The organism is Nostoc sp. (genome assembly GCF_036919895.1).
GTDB lineage: Bacteria > Cyanobacteriota > Cyanobacteriia > Cyanobacteriales > Nostocaceae > Nostoc.
Map to the genome: position 1 here is coordinate 54510 of NZ_JBALBW010000052.1, position 20442 is coordinate 74951.

The window sequence follows — 20442 nt, forward strand, 5'->3', positions numbered from 1 at the left end:
GAACTCTAAATTGGAAATAGTCTATGACTAATATTATTTAATCTAAGTACAATTAATTGGCTAAAGTATACGGGAGCATCCACTTTTGGAAGAAAAATAATTATTTCGTACCATAAACCCACTATATGGGTTGTCTAAAAAAGTCTATCTGCTAAAACTGGATGCTCCGAGGTATAGTACCATATAAATGAGCTACTACGTCAGTAAATCTAAAGATAATTGTGGACTCATTGAGCGAATTTTATAGAATCAGGCGATCGCTGAGAGTACCAATATTTATGAATATCATGACGGTTTTCTTAAACTATAAAAACTGTCAAATCGCAATTTTCTGAAACAAAAAAAACTCGTCAGTAGCATTTTCAGGCTAATCTGAATAATGCTCTCACGAGTTCTAAAAAGTACTTATTTAGGCGATTCAGGACTTGCTACTCTTAACTGCTTCGTTTAACACTACCTCTGGTTGTGGTGTCTCTTCTTCTTCTGGCAAACCGAAAATAGACCTGTACAACTTCACGTACTCTTTGGCAGATTGATGCCAACTAAAATTTTCACTCATACCGCGTTTTTGCAGTTCTTGCCATTGCGGTTTGAAACGGAAGCCTTCCCAAGCCCGGATCATACATGTGAAAAGGTCTAGCGGTTCATAGCGGTCAAAGCAATAACCGGTACCTGCGGCATTTTCTGGGTCGTAATGGCTTACGGTGTCAACTAATCCACCTGTGCGGCGCACAATAGGGACAGAACCATAGCGTAAAGACATCATTTGACTAATACCGCATGGTTCAAAACGACTAGGCATTAAGAAAGCATCAGTACCAGCATAAATGCGGCGAGACAGGGCATCGTTATACAGTAAATAAGTTGCCATGCGTCCAGGAAAGCGGGATGCTAATTCCCACATCTGAGTTTCATAGTAGCGATCGCCTGTCCCCAGCAAAACCAGCTGTGCATCTGTATAAGAGAGGAAGCGATCGAGGATTTGTAATATCAAATCAATGCCTTTTTGTTCCACTAATCGGGTTACAATCCCAATAAAAAAGGCTTTGGAATTAACTTCTAATCCTAATTCTTGTTGTAAAGCAATTTTATTGGCTTTGCGTTTTTCTAAAGTATCAGCAGTAAAAGTTTGCTCAATGTATTTGTCATTTTCTGGATTATATACCTCAGTATCAATACCGTTGATAATCCCAGATAATTTACCGCTAATAAAAGACAGCAAACCTTCTAATGTTTCACCATAAGTAGCTGTCTTAATTTGCTCGGCATAGGTGGGCGAAACTGTATTTACCTTGTTGGCAAATTGTACCGCCGCCGCCATAACGTTATGTCCTTGCATATACCAGGGACACCAAGTAATTTTCTCTAAATACCAACGCCACGGCCCTTGATAAGCCAGGTTATGGATGGTAAACACTGTGGTGATATCAGGATCTTGGTGCATCCACACCGGAATCATCCCTGTATGCCAATCGTGACAATGGATAACATCTGGCTTCCAATAATTCCAGGCAAATTCGGCTGCACCATTAGCAAACAATGTGAACCGCCAATCTTCATCATCTCCAGAATAGATGCGGCGCGGCGTGAAGGACGGATGTCCAAATAAGTACAAGGGAACATCAGTACCAGGCAGAATACTTTCGTATACTGCAAAGTGCTGAAACATGGCATCTCCCCACCAGATGGGTTCTTGGGGAATTTCCATTTTGTCTGGCAGGAAGCCGTAGTAAGGCAAGAATATCCGCACATCATGCCCCATTTCTCTCAGGACTTTGGGTAATGCTCCGACAACATCACCCATTCCTCCTACTTTCGCAACGGGTGCTGCTTCTGCTGCAACAAATAGAATCCGCATGGTAATTTTTGCTTCCCTGAGTCTATATTGTCAAATCAACTTTCTGAATCCCGACCAACGCGACTTGTCGCGTCTGGCACATCAGTGCAACGGCGATCAATTCTTATCTAATCACATCAGCTTGCCCAATTGTTTAGGAACCGCGCTGAATAACCGCAAAGATTTCTGATAAAATTTCTTGCGCTCCCTGTTGTCGCAACAGTTCTGCTAGTTCTATGCCTAGTGCTTCGGCGTTATTGGCAAGTCCGGTGACGGTATCTTTGACGAACTTTTGACCATCTACACTGGCGACTATCCCTGTCAAGGTTAAATTTTCACCAGATATTTCTGTATTTACACCAATAGGTACTTGACAGCCGCCCTCTAAAGACCGTAAAAAAGAGCGTTCGGCGAGACAGCGATCGCGTGTTTCGGGATGTTCAATTGCTTTGAGTAGAGATAGCACTTCACTATCATCAGCCCGGCATTCTATCCCCAAAGCTCCTTGTCCAACAGCGTGGAGGGAGATTTCTTTGGGTAGAACTTGATGAACGCGATCGCCCATTCCCAATCTCTCTAATCCTGCTGCTGCCAAAATTAAGGCATCGTATTCGCCTGCATCCAGTTTTGCTAACCGCGTAATTAAGTTTCCCCGCACATCCTTAAAGGTAAAGTGCGGGAAGTGGTGGCGTAACTGTGCTAACCGCCGTAGCGAAGATGTACCAATTACCGCACCTTCTGGTAACGTATCGATTTGTTTATCTTTATGCTTTTCATGCACCACTAATGCATCGGCTGGGTTTTCCCGTTCAGTGATTGCTGCTAACGTTAACCCTTCTGGTAAGTGAGTCGGCAGATCCTTGAGGGAATGAACCGCAAAGTCAATCTCTTGATTGAGCATTCCAACTTCAAGTTCTTTAGTAAAAAGTCCTTTATCGCCAATCTTAGCTAATGCTACATCCAAGATTTTATCGCCTTGGGTAGACATGGTGTGGACTTCAAAAGTGATGTCAGGAAAGCTTTTCTGGAGTTGCTCTTGTACCCAGTAGGTTTGAACCAGAGCAAGTTGGCTTTTGCGCGAGCCGATCCGAATAGTGCGTGGGGGACTAGAAACTACTGAAGTCATAAAACAATATATCAAACGAGGCGGTAATTCACTCTCATCTAGACTACCGTAGTCAGGGACTCATGGGAATTTTGGGGTTTGAATTTTGGATTTTGGATTACAATTCTTTACTAAAAAGGGAGTGGGGACTGGGGACTGGCGACTGCAAGCCTTGAGATTCTAAGGTAGATGCATGAGGTTCGAGGTTCTAACTTTCTCCTGTTCCTCCGCCTCTTTTAGTTAACAAGGGTGATACTAGCGATCGCACCAACAGGTAAAATATCCTTGAGCGATCGCAATTCATCTCGAACATCAAGCTATCATCGGATATTGGGGAATTTCCGCGCGTAACTCAATAGCATCTATGACCGCTTCTCACTCTGAAACTCCATCTACCAAACCCGACGCAAGTACTTTTATTTCTGACCATCTACAGGTGGATCGCAGTAAGCTAAGTCAAATGTACCTGCACTATGTCGAGACAAAGGATAAATATCCTCACGCGGTGTTGCTGTATCGGGTGGGAGATTTCTTTGAATGCTATTTTCAAGATGCTGTCAAACTAGCGCAAGAATTAGAATTAGTCCTCACTAGCAAGCAAGCTGGGGAACAGGGAAGAGTGGCGATGTCTGGTGTCCCGCATCATGCTTGGGAACGCTACACTACAATGCTGGTAGAAAAAGGCTATGCAGTAGTAATTTGTGACCAAGTAGAAGATGCTTCTGAAGCTGCTGGGAGATTGGTGCGGCGGGAAGTAACGCGCATTCTTACCCCTGGCACGTTGCTGGAAGAAGGAATGCTCAAATCAAGTCGCAATAATTACTTAGCAGCTGTAGTAATTGCCGCAAATCATTGGGGTTTAGCTTATGCAGACATCTCTACAGGGGAATTCCTCACGACTCAAGGCAGTGTTTTAGAACATTTGACACAGGAATTAATGCGCTTACAACCTTCAGAGGTGTTAGTTCCGACAAATGCGCCTGATTTGGGTAGCTTGCTGCGTCCGGGGGAAACTTCACCCCATCTACCGGAGTGTTTGCCACCATCATTTTGTTATAGTTTGCGATCGCAAGTTTCATTTTCCCAAGGCGAAGCTAGACCTAGATTATTACAGAAATTTAAGGTGCGATCGCTCGAAGGACTCGGTTGCGATGGTTTTCCCCTCGCCGTTCGTGCGGCTGGCGGTCTTTTAGAATACCTGGAAGATACCCAAAAGGAAAACACAGTTCCCCTCCAAAGACTCCGCAGCTACATTGTCACCGACTACCTAATTGTTGACAATCAAACCCGCCGTAACCTGGAAATTACCCAAACTGTTCGAGATGGAACTTTTCACGGTTCCCTACTCTGGTCATTAGATAGAACTAGTACAGCGATGGGTGGGCGGGCTTTGCGGCGGTGGTTATTGCAACCACTACTTGATATTAAAGGCATTCGGGCGCGGCAAGAGACTATCCAAGAATTAATGGAAAATACGCCCCTGCGTCAAGATTTGCGGCAGTTGTTACGGCAAATTTATGACCTAGAACGCCTCACAGGAAGAGCAGGTTCTGGTACAGCTAATGCTAGAGATTTAGTAGCCTTGGCAGATTCTCTCTCACGTTTACCAGAATTATCCCACTTAGTAACTGAAGCGCGTTCTCCCTTTCTCAAAGCTTTGCAGAAAGTCCCAAGTGTGCTGGAAGAATTGGCAGAAAAGTTACACGCGCACCTTGTGGAGTCGCCACCCATACTAATCAAAGAAGGCGGATTAATTCGTCCTAGTGTAAATCCCCTATTAGATGAGAGGAAGGCAACTGTAGAAGCAGACCAGCAATGGATTGCCAACTTAGAAGTTGATGAGAGAGCTAAGACGGGAATTTCGACGTTGAAGGTAGGATTTAACAAGACTTTTGGTTATTACATCAGTATTTCCCGCACGAAAGCTGACCAAGTACCTGCTAATTATATCCGCAAGCAAACTCTGACCAATGAGGAACGTTACATAACCCCAGATTTGAAGGAACGAGAAGCGCGGATTCTTACAGCACGGGATGATTTAAATCAGTTGGAGTATGAGATTTTTACAGCATTGCGGGAAGAAGTCGCGCAGGAGGCGGAAATAATTCGTAATTTATCTCGTGCAGTGGCGGCGGCAGATGTATTGTGTGGTTTGGCTGAGTTGGCAGTGCATCAAGGTTATTGTCGTCCAGAAATGTTGTCTGGAAGAGAGATAAATATTCTTGATGGCCGTCATCCGGTGGTTGAACAGTCTTTACCTGCGGGTTTCTTTGTACCGAATTCGACGCAATTGGGAAGAGAGGAAACGAACCGCAGAGGCGCAGAGGACGCAGAGGAGAAGGAGAAGATTCCTTTTCTTTCTCCTGACTTAATTATTCTCACTGGGCCAAATGCTAGCGGTAAAAGTTGTTATTTGCGTCAGGTGGGATTGATTCAGTTAATGGCGCAGATTGGTAGTTTTGTACCAGCTAAGTTTGCTAGATTGGGAATATGCGATCGCATTTTTACCCGTGTAGGTGCAGTAGACGATCTTGCAACTGGTCAATCTACATTTATGGTGGAAATGAATGAAACGGCGAATATTCTCAACCACGCCACATCTAAGTCACTAGTATTATTAGATGAAATTGGTCGGGGAACGGCTACATTTGATGGTCTTTCCATCGCTTGGGCGGTGGCGGAATATATAGCAGTGGATATTCGGTCACGAACGATTTTTGCTACTCATTACCATGAATTGAATGAATTAGCTAGTATTTTGCCGAATGTGGCTAACTATCAAGTGACAGTGAAAGAATTACCCGATCAAATTATCTTTTTGCATCAAGTCCAACCGGGAGGTGCTGATAAATCTTATGGGATTGAAGCGGGACGGTTGGCGGGTTTACCAGCAGTGGTTATTCAACGAGCTAAACAAGTAATGGGGCAAATTGAGAAACATAGTAAAATTGCGATGGGGCTGCAAAATCTAGATTGATATGTTGTCAGTTGATTAATTATTTGTCTGTATTAATCAAATAATATATACAACGTAGTCCAGCTACAAAAATAAAGCCCAGTGACCTGGGCTAAAAGAAAATTAAGGTTGTTTTACGGAAGTGGGTAAAGCCTTGTGTAGACGAAGTTTATAACCGCTTTTTTACCGCTAAGTTAATACCAAGGAGCAATGCTCTACCTCTACAATTTTCATAACTTTTAACTGGATTAAAAATTGACTGATGGCAACTTACCTTGTAGCGACTGAAATCTAGACTGAACACAGCTTGCACAATTACAACCAACTGAATCGCTAATCGGATGAGATGCTTGCATCAAGTTCGGTGCTTCTAGATTAGGAATTTGTCGTGTAAATGCTACCTTAACAATTGGTGTAGCATATAGAGATTTCAGGCTAGATGCGTTTGCTGGATTTACTACCATTAGCATGGATAGCAGAAGTGCGGGACAAGCAAGTAAAATCAGTTTGACTATGTTCATAATTTACCCAAAAATACCTTTGGTGATACAGCATAACCAATAAATTGCCGAGGTTCAACTTTAATAATTCGTCATTCGTAATTTTTGGGTTTAGCTGCGCCCAAATCCTTGACCTCGCAAAACCTTTGACCAAATAACTAATTCACCTTGCTCACCGCCTGCGGCTAGTAACTTACCTTGGGGATGCCAAGCTAAGGCTGAAAAACCTGCTGAGACACCTGTGATAATTTGGGATACTTCCTTGGCTTGGTTCCACAAACACAACCACCCGTCAGCAGCAGCAGAAGCGAGAAGGAAGCTTTTTGGTGCAAAAGCGATCGCATTAATTACACCAACATGATTTGTTAATACTCGTGCTTCCCAACCTAAAGTATCATCCTCTAGCTTTTCCCACACCACAATCCCTTCAACGCTAGAAGATGCGAGTATTGGCGCACCCACTTTAGTGATAGCTTCTGACCATGCCAATTGGCGAATTTTACCAGGAAAGCCACGCATTACCCAAGGGTCGGGATTATTCCATTCCAAAACAGTGACACTACGATCCATGTTGCCAGAAGCCAGGTATTTGCCATCGGGCGACCAAGCCATCGCTAAACTGACAGTGGTCATATCTAGGTTGTATGGTTCTTCATCCCAGTTTTGACTATGCCAAATTTTCACTCCCTTGTAACCACTGATGGCTAAGTATTGTCCGTCAATGCGCCAATCTATACCCAGTACTGAAGAGTTGTCGAAATTCAGCGTCACGACAATTTCACGAGTATCTGCATCCCACACTTGCACGTAACGCCCCAAACTAAAAGCCAGTTGGTTACTGGTATAATTCCAAGCTAGCTTGTCAACCCATGCAGGGGCATTTTCTAGTGTGGCGATTAATTCAGTATTCTGCCAAATTTTCACCTGTCCATCTTGTCCGCCAACGGCTAAAAATTTTCCATCTGGCGAAAATGCCAGACAGTCTACTGATTTACCGTTACCAGTTTGTAAAGTTGCAAGTTCGCCATCATTCCACAGAACGACTTCCCCAGCGGCAGAAGTCGCTGCTAAAGTTTGACCTTGTGGCGACCAAGCGATCGCAGTTACATAATCTGAAAGTGTCCCCGAATAGTGTTGTTCAAATTCCTTAGATTTGCTGGTTGTGGTGTTCATATTTATTGGGTACTGGGTACTGGGGACTAGGGACTGGGGACTAGAGATTAGGGACTGGAGACTTATAGCGGTTCTCGTTTACGTGAGGTACACCCGTAGGGGCACGGCACTGCCGTGCCCCTACACCTGGTGATGTAATGTTATACCGCATCTGAATGGGAACCGCTATAAGGACTAAATTCTTCCCAATACCCAATCCCCAGTCCCCGATCCCCTTTTAAACTAGACAGGCGAGAAAATCTTGCTTGAGTTGGGCTGCATCAAGATTGCGACCGATGAATACTAATTCGTTTTTGGGGGTTTCAGTTGGTTTCCAGGGGCGATCGGGTTTGCCATCAAAAATCATGTGTACTCCTTGGAATACAAATCGATTTTCCTCTCCAGCAATATTTAAAATGCCTTTCATCCGAAAGATATCTGGGCCTTGGGTACGCAGTAACTCGGAAAGCCAAGTGTTTAATTTTTCTCCATCGACTGCACCCGCTTCTACTAAAGCTACAGAAAACACAGTTTCATCGTGTACGTGGGCATCTTCGCCTAAGAAATCTGGATCAATTTCTAATGCGCGATCTAAATCAAAGGCTTTTACACCCAACAAAGCATCCATTCCGAGTTCAGAATTTTGGGTGCGGTAGATTTTTGCGATCGCATTCATCGCCCGAATCCGCTTTTCTAATTCATCTAACTCTTCTGGCGCGACTAAATCTGTTTTATTAAGTAAAATTACATCGGCAAAAGCAATCTGTTCTTGGGCTTCGTCTGCATCCCAATGCTGCCAAATATGCTTGGCATCTACCACTGTAACCACTGCATCTAGAGATAATTGACTTTGTAAATCTTCATCTACAAAAAATGTTTGAATCACTGGTGCAGGATCGGCTAATCCAGTTGTTTCAATTACTAAATGGTCAAATTTATCGCGCCGCTTCATCAAGTTGCCAATGATGCGAATTAAATCGCCGCGTACTGTACAACAGATACAGCCATTGTTCATTTCAAAAATTTCTTCATCGGCATCGATAATCAATTGATTATCAATACCCACTTCCCCAAATTCATTGACAATCACAGCAACTTTTTTGCCGTGTTCGTAGGTGAGGATGTGATTGAGTAGAGTCGTTTTACCTGCTCCCAAATAGCCAGTCAGAACAGTAACGGGAACTGAATTGTTGATTACGTCAGCCACCATACTCTAAATTCCTCTTGTCTCACCTTGTGGATAATCATTATCGCCTATGATAAATCTTTTTATATTTTTGTGCGAACTTGCTGTTATTTTGGGTTTCAGCAAAATAATTACATAATTTAATAACTAAACATTTTATTTTTATGCATCTGTAATAAGTAATAGATATTCACAAATTGACATAGCGTAACAGCTTATTGCATACAAGCCGACCCACCCTGCGGTGAATAGGGTTGGGTTAAAGTTAGCACTCTTTGTCAAAGTCCTTTTTTTAACGAACCGCAGACGCTCAGAGAGCGCAGAGAGAAAAAGTCTGAGTGACCGCATTTCTTTTTCTTTCTTTTCTCTCTGTGTCCTCCGCGCCTCTGCGGTTTAAAGGTCTTGAAAGGGCTAGTCCTATAATCTTAATATCGCACCAATGTGCAAAATGATTCTTTGTATTTTGACGTGAGGATTTAATTTTCTGAAGAGAACAAAAAATCTTGAACTGCTTCTAAAACAACTGCTGGGTATTCTTCATGCAATCCCAGAGAGCCAGGGATAACAACACTTTTCACTCCTGGTAATGCTATCAAAGCGTTCATTTCTTCTCGTGATTTGGGAGGGCTAGATTCCCCAATTACTACCATGAGGGGTACGGTTAAAGACTGTACAAGTTCTAAAAAGTCAGATTGTTCGTGTACAGCGTCAAGATTACCAGTTACAAAGGCAGCAGATGCAAATCGCGCTCCTGCTTGTTGAGTTGTTTGCCACTTCTTCTCAATGAAACTGGGTGTAATTTTAGCCGCGTCAGTAAAGACATGACGGCGATACATAAAACTTAATAAAGATGGGGCAGTATTGAGTTTGTAGAGAGCTTGACCAAGTATAGGCGATCGCACAAGTTCTCTCACAATGCCAGCTATCTGCTGACTTGCCCCCATTGTCGGCAAAGGGCCACGCCAAGTAGGAGCTAATAATACAATCTTTGAGAAAGCAGGTTGCTTCACAGCTAATTGTAAAACGTAACTAGCAGCATGACCAGCCGCTACTACAGTAATGGGAGTATTAAAAATAGCTTTGACAAAATCTTCCAGAAAGTGCTGATATATTTCTGGTCGGTAATCCAAGCTAGGGCGAGAAGATTCACCAAATCCAGGCCAATCTATGGCTACGACTTGAAAATTGGGAGCTAGTAACTTAGCAAGTTCGCCTACTTCCAAACGCGTCGAAACACTGCTGAAAGATGGTAATAGCAATAGCGGTGAACCTTTACCAAGGGTTTCATAAACAACGCGCAATTGCTGATTTTCCCAATTCCAGAGATATTCTTGAACTACTCCACCAAAGCCAGTAACAGTAGAAGTAGATAATAAATTTGTTGGCATGAGACTAAATTTTAGTAATTTTACGTTATTAGTCATTTGTCAGTTGTCCTTTGTCCTTTGCAAATGACCAATAACCAATGACTAATAACCAAGTTTAGCTAGGTAAATCTAACTTACATTCCAACGCTTTTTTTTGCATGGTTTTAAAAATGTTGTAAAATCCATTAGCACGGGAGGGTGTCAGGCTAACATTTAAACCTGTTTCTTGAATAAAATCTGGAGTAAGCTGGACAATCTCAGTTGGCGTTAATCCCTGCAATCCTTCAACTAGCAGCCCTACTAATCCTTTGGTTAACTGGGAATCAGACTCGCCCTGAAATACAACCTTACCGTCATTCAAAGTTGCTGTGATATAAACTTGAGACACGCAACCAGGAACTTTATTTTCGGGTAATTTATCAGCTTCTGGGAACTCATTGAGCTTCTGAGCATACCAGATTAGCTGTTCGTAACGCCGCTTCGGTTCAGAAGCGCATTGAAAGCGCTGGACAATTTTAGCAAGCGCAGGTGGCAAAGAATCTAGAGTTGATGACATAACAGAAGCTGCAAACGATCGGTCTTACCTTGAGTGTAGATTAAAATTATCTTGAGAGCGATGCCTACGACGGGCTGCGCCTACGCGCATCTGGTTCTTTTAGCAGTATGAAGCTAGCCATTACTAAATATAACTTGTCAAATCCAGATAATTCCTGCCTAGGCATCGCATTCATATTCACTTAGGTTTTTAATCCGTCTAATTACAAAAACTTAATTTTTTTATAAGCAGGCTTTAACACCAACTCTATACAATTTACGTTGTATCAGTATACACTTACAAAAATAGCTGCAAGTAGCTTTTAACTAAGCAGCTAGGCGATCGTCAACAATTAAAAATTAAAAATCAAAAAAATTCTGACTTTTAATTTTTAATTTCTCTACCTTAAGAATTAATTCGTAGTTTGTGCAGCTAGCATCTGCTTCAGCTTTTCTAATTCCGAAGCCCAACGAGGATCTGGACGAATAGCGTCTGAATCGCTTGTTGTAGTTGTGCTGTTTTCACGAGAACCGCCGCCACCACCGCCCCGACGAGGCTTCTTAGAGCTTTTCTCGCGACGGCTGCTACCTTCTCTATTAGGGGTAGGAGTAGGTGTACTACTAGCAGTAAGACTAACTGGTTTTGGAGCTTGCTCGTCGCCCTCTTCACCTTTTGTGCGAGGTAATGCCTTTTCTAGCTTAATGGCAGTGTCTTTAAACATCTGACCATTATACTTTTCAATGATTTCGTCAGCTTGTTCGTCATTATTGACGGTAAGAAAACCAAAACCACGGCATTTGCCAGTTTTACGGTCTTTAATTAATTTAGTTGTTACAGCTTCACCTTCTGCTGCAAAAACTGCTTGCAGATCCTGACGGTCGATTTCTTCTTTAGGCAAATTACCTATATATAGGCGAACGGACATGAACTATACCTCCAGAGTTAAATGAACATGGCAAGGTGAGAAAACAATTACTTGGCTTTGGCTTTTAAATGGATGCTATTGACCAAGACTGCCATCAACCAATTTTTTTTGCTCGAAACTGTCAACTTATACAATACAGTTTTTCGTCGGGATCAAGCTTGTTTAATCCAAAGGCCCACACTATGGTGAGCTAATAACACCTTAATTCTAAGAATTGTAAATTTAATAGCCTATTGCCTGCTAAAGTACACGCTTTCTTCCATGCCTTTTTCGCAGAATCAAATACCATTCCTTACATTACCACGGTATTTTCTACGTAGCTAGTTTAGCGCATACATTTCCGACGTTGGTATTACTGCATCGTAGCATAAAACACATTTTTTGATTCAAGGGAGCATATTTTGAAACAAAAACCAGCCGGTGGCTGGTTGATTTCCTGCTGTGTTGGGAGGATAAAAAGGTATGGAGGGGTTGAAAGCATCCGAGTTTCTAACTAAGCTGTAGTGCTGAGTTATCTTGGTTGCTATTGTTTGTGTAAATAAATGTAACACTTTGAAAGAAAACCTGCAACTTTTGTTTACATTTTGGTTTGTTATTTGTCAGTTGTCCTTTGTCTTTTGCAAATAACTAATGACTAATGACCAATAACCAATGACCAATGACTAACCAGTGAGAAAAACGTATGCGCCCCAAGCCTGTGCTGCAACTGCCAAAAAAGTAGACCAGATGGGATGAGGGCTATAAATGGTTTTACCACTTTGGGTTTCCAGGGTTTGGATATCGATCCAAGGTGTTGCTCCTCGGCGGAACCAACCTGTGACGATAATTTGGCGACCAATGAGATCCTGGTGATTAACTGCCTGTCCTAGCCAAGAAATGTGGTGCAATTTCACCAAACCCGCGCTGGATTGGAGGATTAAATCTTGCGCTAGGGAGTTGCTAGTGCCTTGACGACCTAATAGTTTGCCCACCAGACGCACGCTGACGCTATCAATAGGTAAGGTGGAAGGGTCAGCTAAGAGGTTGGGCAGGTAGTCGTCAGTTTGCACAGTAGCGGGTTTAATATCAGGGAAAAAAGAATTAATCCGCATTACTGTACCGATGCTAAAGCCAATTAGAAGGCAGCCTGTAATGAAAGACCAATCTTCATATATCCACCTTAGATTTAAAAACTTAAGTGCGAATGCTAGTTGCCAGGTTAGCCAAACTAAAGCTGCAAACAGAACCCCTAAAGGAATTCCCAACCAGGGAGCAATTTGTAATAAGAAAGACTGACGCTTCACCTTTGATGGAACGCTAGCAAAATGTAGTTCGGTGTCTAGATGCCAGTGACGGGCTATTTTACAAAGACGTTCTATGCGATCGCCCATTAAAGGATGACTATTGTTAATCGTAAACCATCGTCGATAGGGATTAGCAGTATCCCAGTTCAAAAATGATTCAAAAGATAAATTGCTGGCAATAGTACCCAAAGCAAGGCTTTGTTGGTGGCTGACTGGTATCAGGAGATTTAAGCTTTCTAGTTGCCAACTTGTCTCTTCCTCTTTTTGGATATCAGCTGCAATGCCAATAGCAATTTTGAGTAAAGCTCGAATCAGGGCGTTGGGATTACCAGTAATTTCAGCTGCGACGCGATCGCTATAATAAAGTCGCAACCGGGATAACCACAATCCAGTCCCAGTCAGCAAACACCAAATTCCATAAATGAGACTTGCTAGAATTGTCACTGGCCAGCGCCAAATTTTGCCTGATATCTTGTCTCCCAACTGTGACACTTGCTGATATAGCTTATGGGTTGGTAGTGTTACCAGCAGCAACAAAGACATCACAGCGAAATCCCAGTGAGCAATATGCCCTAGCTGCGTGGCATAGATAGTGGCGATTTCATCATCTGCTAGTTGCTCTAATAGCCCTTGACTCACAACAATCCTGGCATTACGTGGTAAACTACCGTAGGTCAGGATAACTGGTGCAGCCATTGGTAAAATTCGTAATTTGGGTAGCGGCCAGTGGCGCTGTTGGCTGCAACGTTGAAGTACCCGGACAGCTTCACGGCTATGGGCATTCAATACATCTTTAGGAAATTCTCGCTGACCATAGAACTTTGCCAGTAGCAGATCCAGCAACCAAGGTGATACTGCCATCGAGATCGCCAATACTATCAGCAACAATTTAGTAGGGTCGCGGTATAAAAGCTGCAACGGCTCCAGATAAGGTAGTTTGACTAAAGTTTGGTTGATTAATCCCATTGCAAACTTCAGGATTTCTCGCATCACCCAAAACAGGGCGATAAATGTTCCTGCTGACAGTAGTCGCAAGGGAATCAATTTCGGTTTGCGTAGTGGTTGCCATGCTCTGGCACGTTGTGCTTGCCGCCAATAAATAACGCCGAATAATTTGGCTTGAGTGCGGGTAACGGAACCCATGAAGCCGCTTAGGGGTGTAGCAGGTTGTGGTAAGGGTGTCGCTACTATAGCTTTGAGCCTAGTGAGTGGCACCATCGCCGGGGTGTCTGGGGTGTCGTCGCTTTTGGTTTCTATTACTCGATCTTCTGGCTTTTCCTCTAATGTAGGAGTTGTCGGAGTTGAATTTGGGGTTGAATTTGGGGTTGAATTCTCAAAAGCAACAAATCCAGTTTCGACGTTTTTTGATTCTCGATCGGGTTTTTTACGTTTTGTTAGGTGTTCGAGAGCGCGTGTTGCCCACTCTTGAAGTTGCGGATTGTTACTCTCAATGAGATTCTGGGAAATAGCGATCGCTTGGGAAACTTCGCCAGTGCGAGCATAAGCCATCACTAAACCAACCTGGGCTTGTAAGCTAGCAGTACCATTGCTTTGGCTGCTAGCAATAGGTTCAAGTTCAGCGATAGCTGTTTGGTAATTTCCCTGTTTGAGGGCAATTAAACCAGCCTCCAAAGATGATTTGGCATGTGAAGGCATACAAATTCTGGCACTCCAATCTCTTCTAAGTGATCCACGTTTGGGCAAAAGCGCGAACCTCGGATGCCGTGGAACTCAACCGCGCCCAAGTTTTGCTTGTCAAGTGAATTATTCCTCCACTGGTTGTTGACTAGAAAATACTGGAGCGATCGCGCTTAATTTTAACTCTGGATGGTCGCCGAGCAACTGTTGACAATTCCATTCATTACGGAATAACAACACTGGTCGTCCCATACTGTCCTTAACTGTAGTGGTATTGAATATTCGTCCCACTTTTTCTAATGCTTCCCAACCACCCTCAACCCAACGGGCGACACTGTAGGGCAATAAATCTAATATGGTTTCTACACCATACTCGTTTTGTAAGCGAAACTGTACCACTTCAAATTGCAACTGACCCACCGCCGCCAAAATTGGATCGCGCTTGGCTTCATCATTTGAATACATGATTTGCACAGCACCTTCTTCTCGCAATTCCGCAACACCTTTTTGGAATTGTTTAGACTTCGAGGGGTTGGGATTCCTCAAAGATGCAAACAGTTCCGGCGAAAAATACGGAATCCCTTCATATTCGAGCTTTTGTCCCGTGTAAATTGTATCCCCGATCGCAAAAACACCGGGATTGTTCAAACCGATCACATCGCCAGGATAAGCCACATCAATTGATTCCCGCTCTTGAGCAAAGAGTTTTTGCGGGCGAGATAGACGGATGAGTTTACCAATGCGGGCGTGATTCACCATCATATCTTTTTCAAACTTACCAGTACAGACCCGGATAAATGCGACGCGATCGCGGTGTTTCGGATCCATGTTCGCTTGCAGTTTGAAGACAAACCCCGAAAATTCTGGGTAGGTAGGGGGAACTTCGCCAACACTGCTGTAATGAGAACCGGGTTTGAGGGCATAGTCGAGGAAATACTTGAGGAATAACTCTACACCAAAGTTAGTCATGGCGCTACCAAAGAACACAGGCGTCATTTTGCCTTCGTGTACCAGTTGCAAATCTAACTCTGGCCCAACTCCATCTAACAGTTCTAAATCATTTTTTAGTTGGTGGTACAGGCTTTGTTCTAGCTGTTCTTCTATTCTTGGATCGCCTAATTCGACTACCGTATCGCGTGCTTCTCGGCTGCCGTGGGCGCTGCGTTCAAACAGGTGAATTTGTTGTTTGTGTCGGTCAAAAACACCTTTAAAGCGATCGCCCATCCCAATCGGCCAGTTTACCGCATAGGTTTGCAATCCCAATTCTTGCTCAATTTCATCCAACAATTCCAGAGGTTCCCTTCCTGGGCGATCTAGCTTGTTGATGAATGTAAAAATTGGGATACCCCGCAACTTGCACACTTCAAACAACTTACGGGTTTGGGGTTCCAAACCTTTTGCCGCATCAATTAACATCACTGCATTATCGGCGGCGGCGAGAGTGCGATAAGTATCTTCACTGAAATCTTGGTGTCCGGGAGTGTCTAATAAATTTATTTGACAGTTCTTGTATTCAAATTGCAACACTGTGGAGGTAATAGAAATACCCCGTTGTTGTTCCATCGCCATCCAGTCAGAGGTAGCCTTACGTTGCGCCCGTCGCGCCTTAACCGCCCCAGCTTCGTGAATTGCACCTCCGTACAACAAGAGCTTTTCTGTAAGTGTAGTTTTACCCGCATCAGGGTGAGATATAATCGCAAAGTTGCGGCGAAGTTCAACCGCTTGAATAAGTTCAGACTGAAGTTCAGTAGACATAAATGTATTTGTTTGTTAGCTAACTTAATTTTTTTTAGTCTGGCAAGTCTTTTAATCTTAAGACAACGACGCTCGTGATAGGGTCGTAGTATAACCAACAATCTGATTAAATAGGAGAAAGCAATGTACGACACAGACAAGCGAAAGCTTCTATCTGCCTTGGCGCATGGAGCAATTTTCTTCAGTACAACATTCGTATCTGTCGGTATACCGATCGCGATACTGTTTGTATCTGACGATCCTGTTGTTAAAGAAAACGCCAAAGAATCCATCAATTTCCACTTTAATGTCTGGCTTTATGGCGCAATTCTAGGAGCGCTGTTTTTTCTATTTGGTTGGTTAGTCTTACCTCTATTATTGCTGGGGCCACTAGCAGGTCTGGGATATCTATTACACTGGGGATTAACAATTTGGGCGCTCATCGGAGTTTTCAACAATCCTGATATACCTTTTCGTTATCCCTACATTTTTCGAGTTTTTTAGAAGAAATTATCATTGGGCATTGGGAATTGTCAGTTATTTTTATTAAGCTGTTGTGCCTTGAGTTTGCACACAACCAATCGCAAGGATTTTGCCAACAGAGAGTCTTACGATTTTGAATTTTGAATTGCTTATGTTGTTTTTTTTTCCAGTCCGTCGGATAGGTGCAACCAAGCTGTAAAATACAAAATTGCCCCACAACTTGATTAAGAGTAGGGCAAAAGACAGTTAAGCACTGTTTGTAGTCTGTCTGACGGCAGGAAAATTTTAGCCTGCTTTTGTGACGCTTTGTTTTGTGTCCATCTGCGTTGTTTTTCTTCATAAAATTTTATGTTTCCTACACATCGCCCCCGTCGTCTGCGTACTCATCCCCAACTGCGCCGGATGGTTCGTGAAACTGTTTTAACAACAAGCGATTTAATCTACCCATTATTTGCTGTACCAGGTGAGGGAATCGCTAATGAGGTGAAATCTATGCCTGGAGTCTACCAACTTTCGGTAGATAAAATTGTTGAAGAAGCCAAAGAAGTTTATGACTTAGGAATTCCTTCTATTATTTTATTTGGGATTCCGGCTGATAAAGATGTGGATGCCACTGGCGCTTGGCATGATTGCGGTATCGTCCAAAAAGCAGCAACGGCGGTAAAAGCAGCAGTGCCAGATTTGATTGTAATTGCTGATACTTGTTTATGTGAGTATACTAGCCACGGTCATTGTGGTTATTTACAAACTGGTGATTTAACAGGACGAGTTTTAAATGATCCGACTCTGGAATTGTTGAAAAAAACAGCAGTTTCTCAAGCGAAAGCCGGTGCCGATATCATTGCGCCTTCGGGGATGATGGATGGGTTTGTGCAAGCAATTCGTCAGGGCTTGGATGAAGCAGGATTTCAAGATACGCCGATTTTGTCTTATGCTGCTAAGTATGCTTCGGGTTATTATGGCCCATTTCGGGATGCAGCAGACTCGACACCGCAATTTGGGGATAGAAGAACTTACCAAATGGACTCAGGTAACGCCCGCGAAGCAATTAAAGAGGTTGAATTGGATATCGCGGAAGGTGCTGATATGCTCATGGTTAAGCCAGCCTTGGCATACATGGATATTATCTGGCGGGTGAAGGAAGCGAGTAACTTACCAGTTGCAGCTTACAATGTTTCTGGTGAGTATGCGATGGTGAAAGCTGCGGCTCTCAATGGTTGGATTGATGAGGAGCGCGTGGTTATGGAAACTTTAACTGGGTTTAAACGTGCTGGTGCAGACTTGATTTTGACCTACCACGCCAAAGATGCGGCGCGATGGTTAAAGTAAGGTGGGCGATTGAGTAAGAATTTAAGAAATCTCACGCAGAGGCGCTTCAGACGCAGAATTGTGTTTTGGTGTTTGGGCGTGAGATTTTTTGTATTTTAGGTTTGGCTGGTGGGAAATTCAAAAAAAAATTAACTAATCCGCGTTATACTTGTCATACGTGTATTGCAAATCCGATAAAAGTTATGCTCAGTGTCAGGCTTGACGAAGAAACAGAACGGCAGCTAGCCGATATCTTGGCTCACGAGCAAACGGAAAAGAGTGAGTTGATCAGACGCTTGATTGCTGAACGCTGGCTAACCTTACAAGCGGATAAAACTTTGGTTGAGAGACGGGGTGGACATCCTGAACATTTGCTGCAAGATGCACCAACGGATTTATCGGAACGCTCAAACCGTAAGAAAGCGATCGCTCAATATCTCAACAAGCGGCATTCATGACCTATTATCCGCTTATACTCGCAGATAGCGGGTTTTTGTTTGCGTACTACAGTGCTAGAGATCAGTATCACCAACAGGTGCGTCGCTTCTTTGAAAACTGTACTTCTAGGCTCGTGACTACGCCCATTTGTATTGCAGAAGTGGTGTGGTTGCTCAACTTTGATTGGCGTACACAAAACGAGTTTCTTCTAGATGTTGCTAAACAACTCTACGAGTGTGAGCAACTATTGCCACAAGATTTTTCGCGCATTGCTGAGTTGAATACTCAGTACAGAGATTTACCAGGGGATTTTGCAGATTTATCCTTGATTGTCATTTCAGAGCGTTTGGATATTGCTGCGATCGCGACCTTGGACAGTGATTTTGATATTTATCGGCGTTATCGGAAAAAACCTTTTGTGCGGGTGTTATGGGGATAGCGATCGCTACTTAATGATAATTTTTTCACCGGACACCACTAGCTAAAATTCCTAAAATTTTATTAACATCTTTAACCTTAACTGAACCGTATTGCCTTATCTCCTGGGAGGAAGCGCGAGAACGAGAAAATCAGGGTTTGCTGAGGGAGTTCGTTGCAAAAACAGAAACCAGAACCGTAAATTTAGACCGCAGCCATAAAATCAACATAAAGCTTCAGCAAAGTTTCAGCAATATCCCTGATGACAATTAAATAATTTATTACTATTAGGGACTGGGTTCGGCAGAAATAGGGTTGTTAATAATCACGGATTGAGGCTAAACAATGATGGGGAGTGCAAAGTCTCAGTGGGTTTTTTGGTGCTTTCTAACAAAATTTACCCGTTATAGTTTAACTTTGTTGCTGAGTGCGGTAATGCTTGCTGATGCTGTGGGGGCGACACCGAGAAACGGAGGGTTGCAGATAGCACAGCAGCCAGAAACCACTCAACAAGATGCCACTCGCGCTGCTGCGGAACGGGTTTCTCAAGAAGGGACGCAGCTTTATCAACAAGGGACAGCAGAATCACTGCGACAGGCGATCGGGAAATGGCAAGAAGCGCTGAAGCTTTGGCAACAAGTTGATGATAAACGCTGGGAAGCCCTTACCCTCCTTAGTATTGGCAGAGTCTACTCCTCATTAGGAGAAAAGCAAGAAGCGCTGAAATACTACAACCAAGCTTTACCCATATTCCGTGCAGTGGGGGACAGGGGAGGGGAAGCCATTACCCTCAACAATATTGGCGGTGTCTACTCCTCATTAGGAGAAAAGCAAGAAGCGCTGAAATACTACAACCAAGCTTTACCCATACTTCGTGCAGTGGGGGACAGGGGAGGGGAAGCCATCAGCAATTCTCATTTTAAGATTTCATTACATAAAAACCCTTGTTATGCAAGGGTTTAATAATTCTTAATAATTTCATTGATCGCTCAAATGACGCAAACTGGTTTCAAAATGAGAATTGCTGGGAAGCCATTACCCTCAACAATATTGGCGGTGTCTACGACTCATTAGGAGAAAAGCAAGAAGCGCTCAAATACTACAACCAAGCTTTACCCATACTTCGTGCAGTGGGGGACAGGGGAGGGGAAGCCAACACCCTCAATAATATTGGCAGTGTCTACGACGATTTAGGAGAAAAACAAGAAGCGCTCAAATACTACAACCAAGCCTTACCCATATACCGTGCAGTGGGGGACAGAGGAGGGGAAGCCGGCACTCTCAACAATATTGGCAGTGTCTACTCCTCATTAGGAGAAAAACAAGAAGCGCTCAAATACTACAACCAAGCCTTACCCATATACCGTGCAGTGGGGGACAGAGGAGGGGAAGCCGGCACTCTCAACAATATTGGCAGTGTCTACTCCTCATTAGGAGAAAAACAAGAAGCGCTCAAATACTACAACCAAGCCTTACCCATATACCGTGCAGTGGGGGACAGAGGAGGGGAAGCCACCACCCTCAACAATATTGGCAGTGTCTACTCCTCATTAGGAGAAAAGCAAGAAGCGCTCAAAT

General features: G+C 43.4%; 17 protein-coding genes. 7 read left to right on the top strand and 10 right to left on the bottom strand.

The annotated features are described in order from the left end of the window. Window positions 1–418 precede the first annotated feature (418 nt). Window positions 419–1858, bottom strand: a complete 1440-nt coding sequence (gene glgA, locus V7K55_RS09455; protein WP_334830486.1) for a glycogen synthase GlgA — start codon at window positions 1856–1858, stop codon at window positions 419–421. Window positions 1859–1991: 133 nt separating this feature from the next. Then, complete coding sequence (hemC, locus tag V7K55_RS09460) at window positions 1992–2963, bottom strand: hydroxymethylbilane synthase (RefSeq protein ID WP_334830489.1); 972 nt, start codon at window positions 2961–2963, stop codon at window positions 1992–1994. A 343-nt stretch (window positions 2964–3306) separates the two neighbouring features. Here hemC and mutS point away from each other — a divergent pair, with 343 nt between their 5' ends. Further along, complete coding sequence (gene mutS, locus V7K55_RS09465; RefSeq protein WP_334830491.1) at window positions 3307–5919, top strand: DNA mismatch repair protein MutS; 2613 nt, start codon at window positions 3307–3309, stop codon at window positions 5917–5919. Between the two features lie 227 nt (window positions 5920–6146). Here mutS and V7K55_RS09470 read toward each other — a convergent pair whose 3' ends face one another. The 8 genes from V7K55_RS09470 to prfC all read right to left on the bottom strand — a co-directional run bounded on the left by V7K55_RS09470 (window position 6147) and on the right by prfC (window position 16239). Further along, window positions 6147–6419: a hypothetical protein gene (locus tag V7K55_RS09470; RefSeq protein ID WP_334830493.1), complete on the bottom strand. Its 273-nt coding sequence runs from the start codon at window positions 6417–6419 to the stop codon at window positions 6147–6149. A gap of 90 nt (window positions 6420–6509) precedes the next feature. Further along, window positions 6510–7571, bottom strand: a complete 1062-nt coding sequence (locus V7K55_RS09475; RefSeq protein WP_334830495.1) for a WD40 repeat domain-containing protein — start codon at window positions 7569–7571, stop codon at window positions 6510–6512. A gap of 217 nt (window positions 7572–7788) precedes the next feature. Continuing rightward, window positions 7789–8760 carry a CobW family GTP-binding protein gene (locus tag V7K55_RS09480; RefSeq protein ID WP_334830497.1) on the bottom strand — a complete coding sequence of 324 codons (972 nt, stop codon included), beginning with the start codon at window positions 8758–8760 and terminating at the stop codon, window positions 7789–7791. Window positions 8761–9212: 452 nt separating this feature from the next. Then, window positions 9213–10124: an alpha/beta fold hydrolase gene (locus V7K55_RS09485; protein WP_334830529.1), complete on the bottom strand. Its 912-nt coding sequence runs from the start codon at window positions 10122–10124 to the stop codon at window positions 9213–9215. A 94-nt stretch (window positions 10125–10218) separates the two neighbouring features. After that, window positions 10219–10659 carry a SufE family protein gene (locus V7K55_RS09490; protein ID WP_334830500.1) on the bottom strand — a complete coding sequence of 147 codons (441 nt, stop codon included), beginning with the start codon at window positions 10657–10659 and terminating at the stop codon, window positions 10219–10221. A gap of 391 nt (window positions 10660–11050) precedes the next feature. Next, window positions 11051–11563 (bottom strand): RNA recognition motif domain-containing protein, encoded by a 513-nt coding sequence (locus tag V7K55_RS09495; protein ID WP_334830502.1) that lies wholly within the window; start codon window positions 11561–11563, stop codon window positions 11051–11053. A 662-nt stretch (window positions 11564–12225) separates the two neighbouring features. Then, a complete protein-coding gene (locus tag V7K55_RS09500) occupies window positions 12226–14502 on the bottom strand; it encodes a M48 family metalloprotease (protein ID WP_334830504.1) in 2277 nt (758 codons plus the stop codon). A gap of 108 nt (window positions 14503–14610) precedes the next feature. Further along, on the bottom strand, window positions 14611–16239 hold the full coding sequence (prfC, locus tag V7K55_RS09505) for a peptide chain release factor 3 (protein WP_334830506.1): 1629 nt from the start codon (window positions 16237–16239) through the stop codon (window positions 14611–14613). Window positions 16240–16362: 123 nt separating this feature from the next. On the opposite strand from prfC, the gene V7K55_RS09510 reads away from it, so the two are divergent. From V7K55_RS09510 to V7K55_RS09535, 6 genes are all read left to right on the top strand, one after another. Further along, on the top strand, window positions 16363–16722 hold the full coding sequence (locus V7K55_RS09510; RefSeq protein WP_334830508.1) for a DUF4870 domain-containing protein: 360 nt from the start codon (window positions 16363–16365) through the stop codon (window positions 16720–16722). 327 nt (window positions 16723–17049) lie between these two features. Continuing rightward, a complete protein-coding gene (hemB, locus tag V7K55_RS09515) occupies window positions 17050–18030 on the top strand; it encodes a porphobilinogen synthase (RefSeq protein WP_334830510.1) in 981 nt (326 codons plus the stop codon). A 182-nt stretch (window positions 18031–18212) separates the two neighbouring features. Beyond that, window positions 18213–18467: a hypothetical protein gene (locus V7K55_RS09520; protein WP_334830512.1), complete on the top strand. Its 255-nt coding sequence runs from the start codon at window positions 18213–18215 to the stop codon at window positions 18465–18467. Next, window positions 18464–18886 (top strand): type II toxin-antitoxin system VapC family toxin, encoded by a 423-nt coding sequence (locus tag V7K55_RS09525; protein ID WP_334830514.1) that lies wholly within the window; start codon window positions 18464–18466, stop codon window positions 18884–18886. The genes V7K55_RS09520 and V7K55_RS09525 overlap by 4 nt, the downstream gene beginning before the upstream one ends. A 323-nt stretch (window positions 18887–19209) precedes the next feature. Then, window positions 19210–19827 (top strand): tetratricopeptide repeat protein, encoded by a 618-nt coding sequence (locus tag V7K55_RS09530; RefSeq protein WP_334830516.1) that lies wholly within the window; start codon window positions 19210–19212, stop codon window positions 19825–19827. Then, on the top strand, window positions 19809–20442 hold a 634-nt coding region (locus V7K55_RS09535; protein WP_442949079.1), incomplete at its 3' end, for a tetratricopeptide repeat protein. The genes V7K55_RS09530 and V7K55_RS09535, both read left to right, overlap by 19 nt.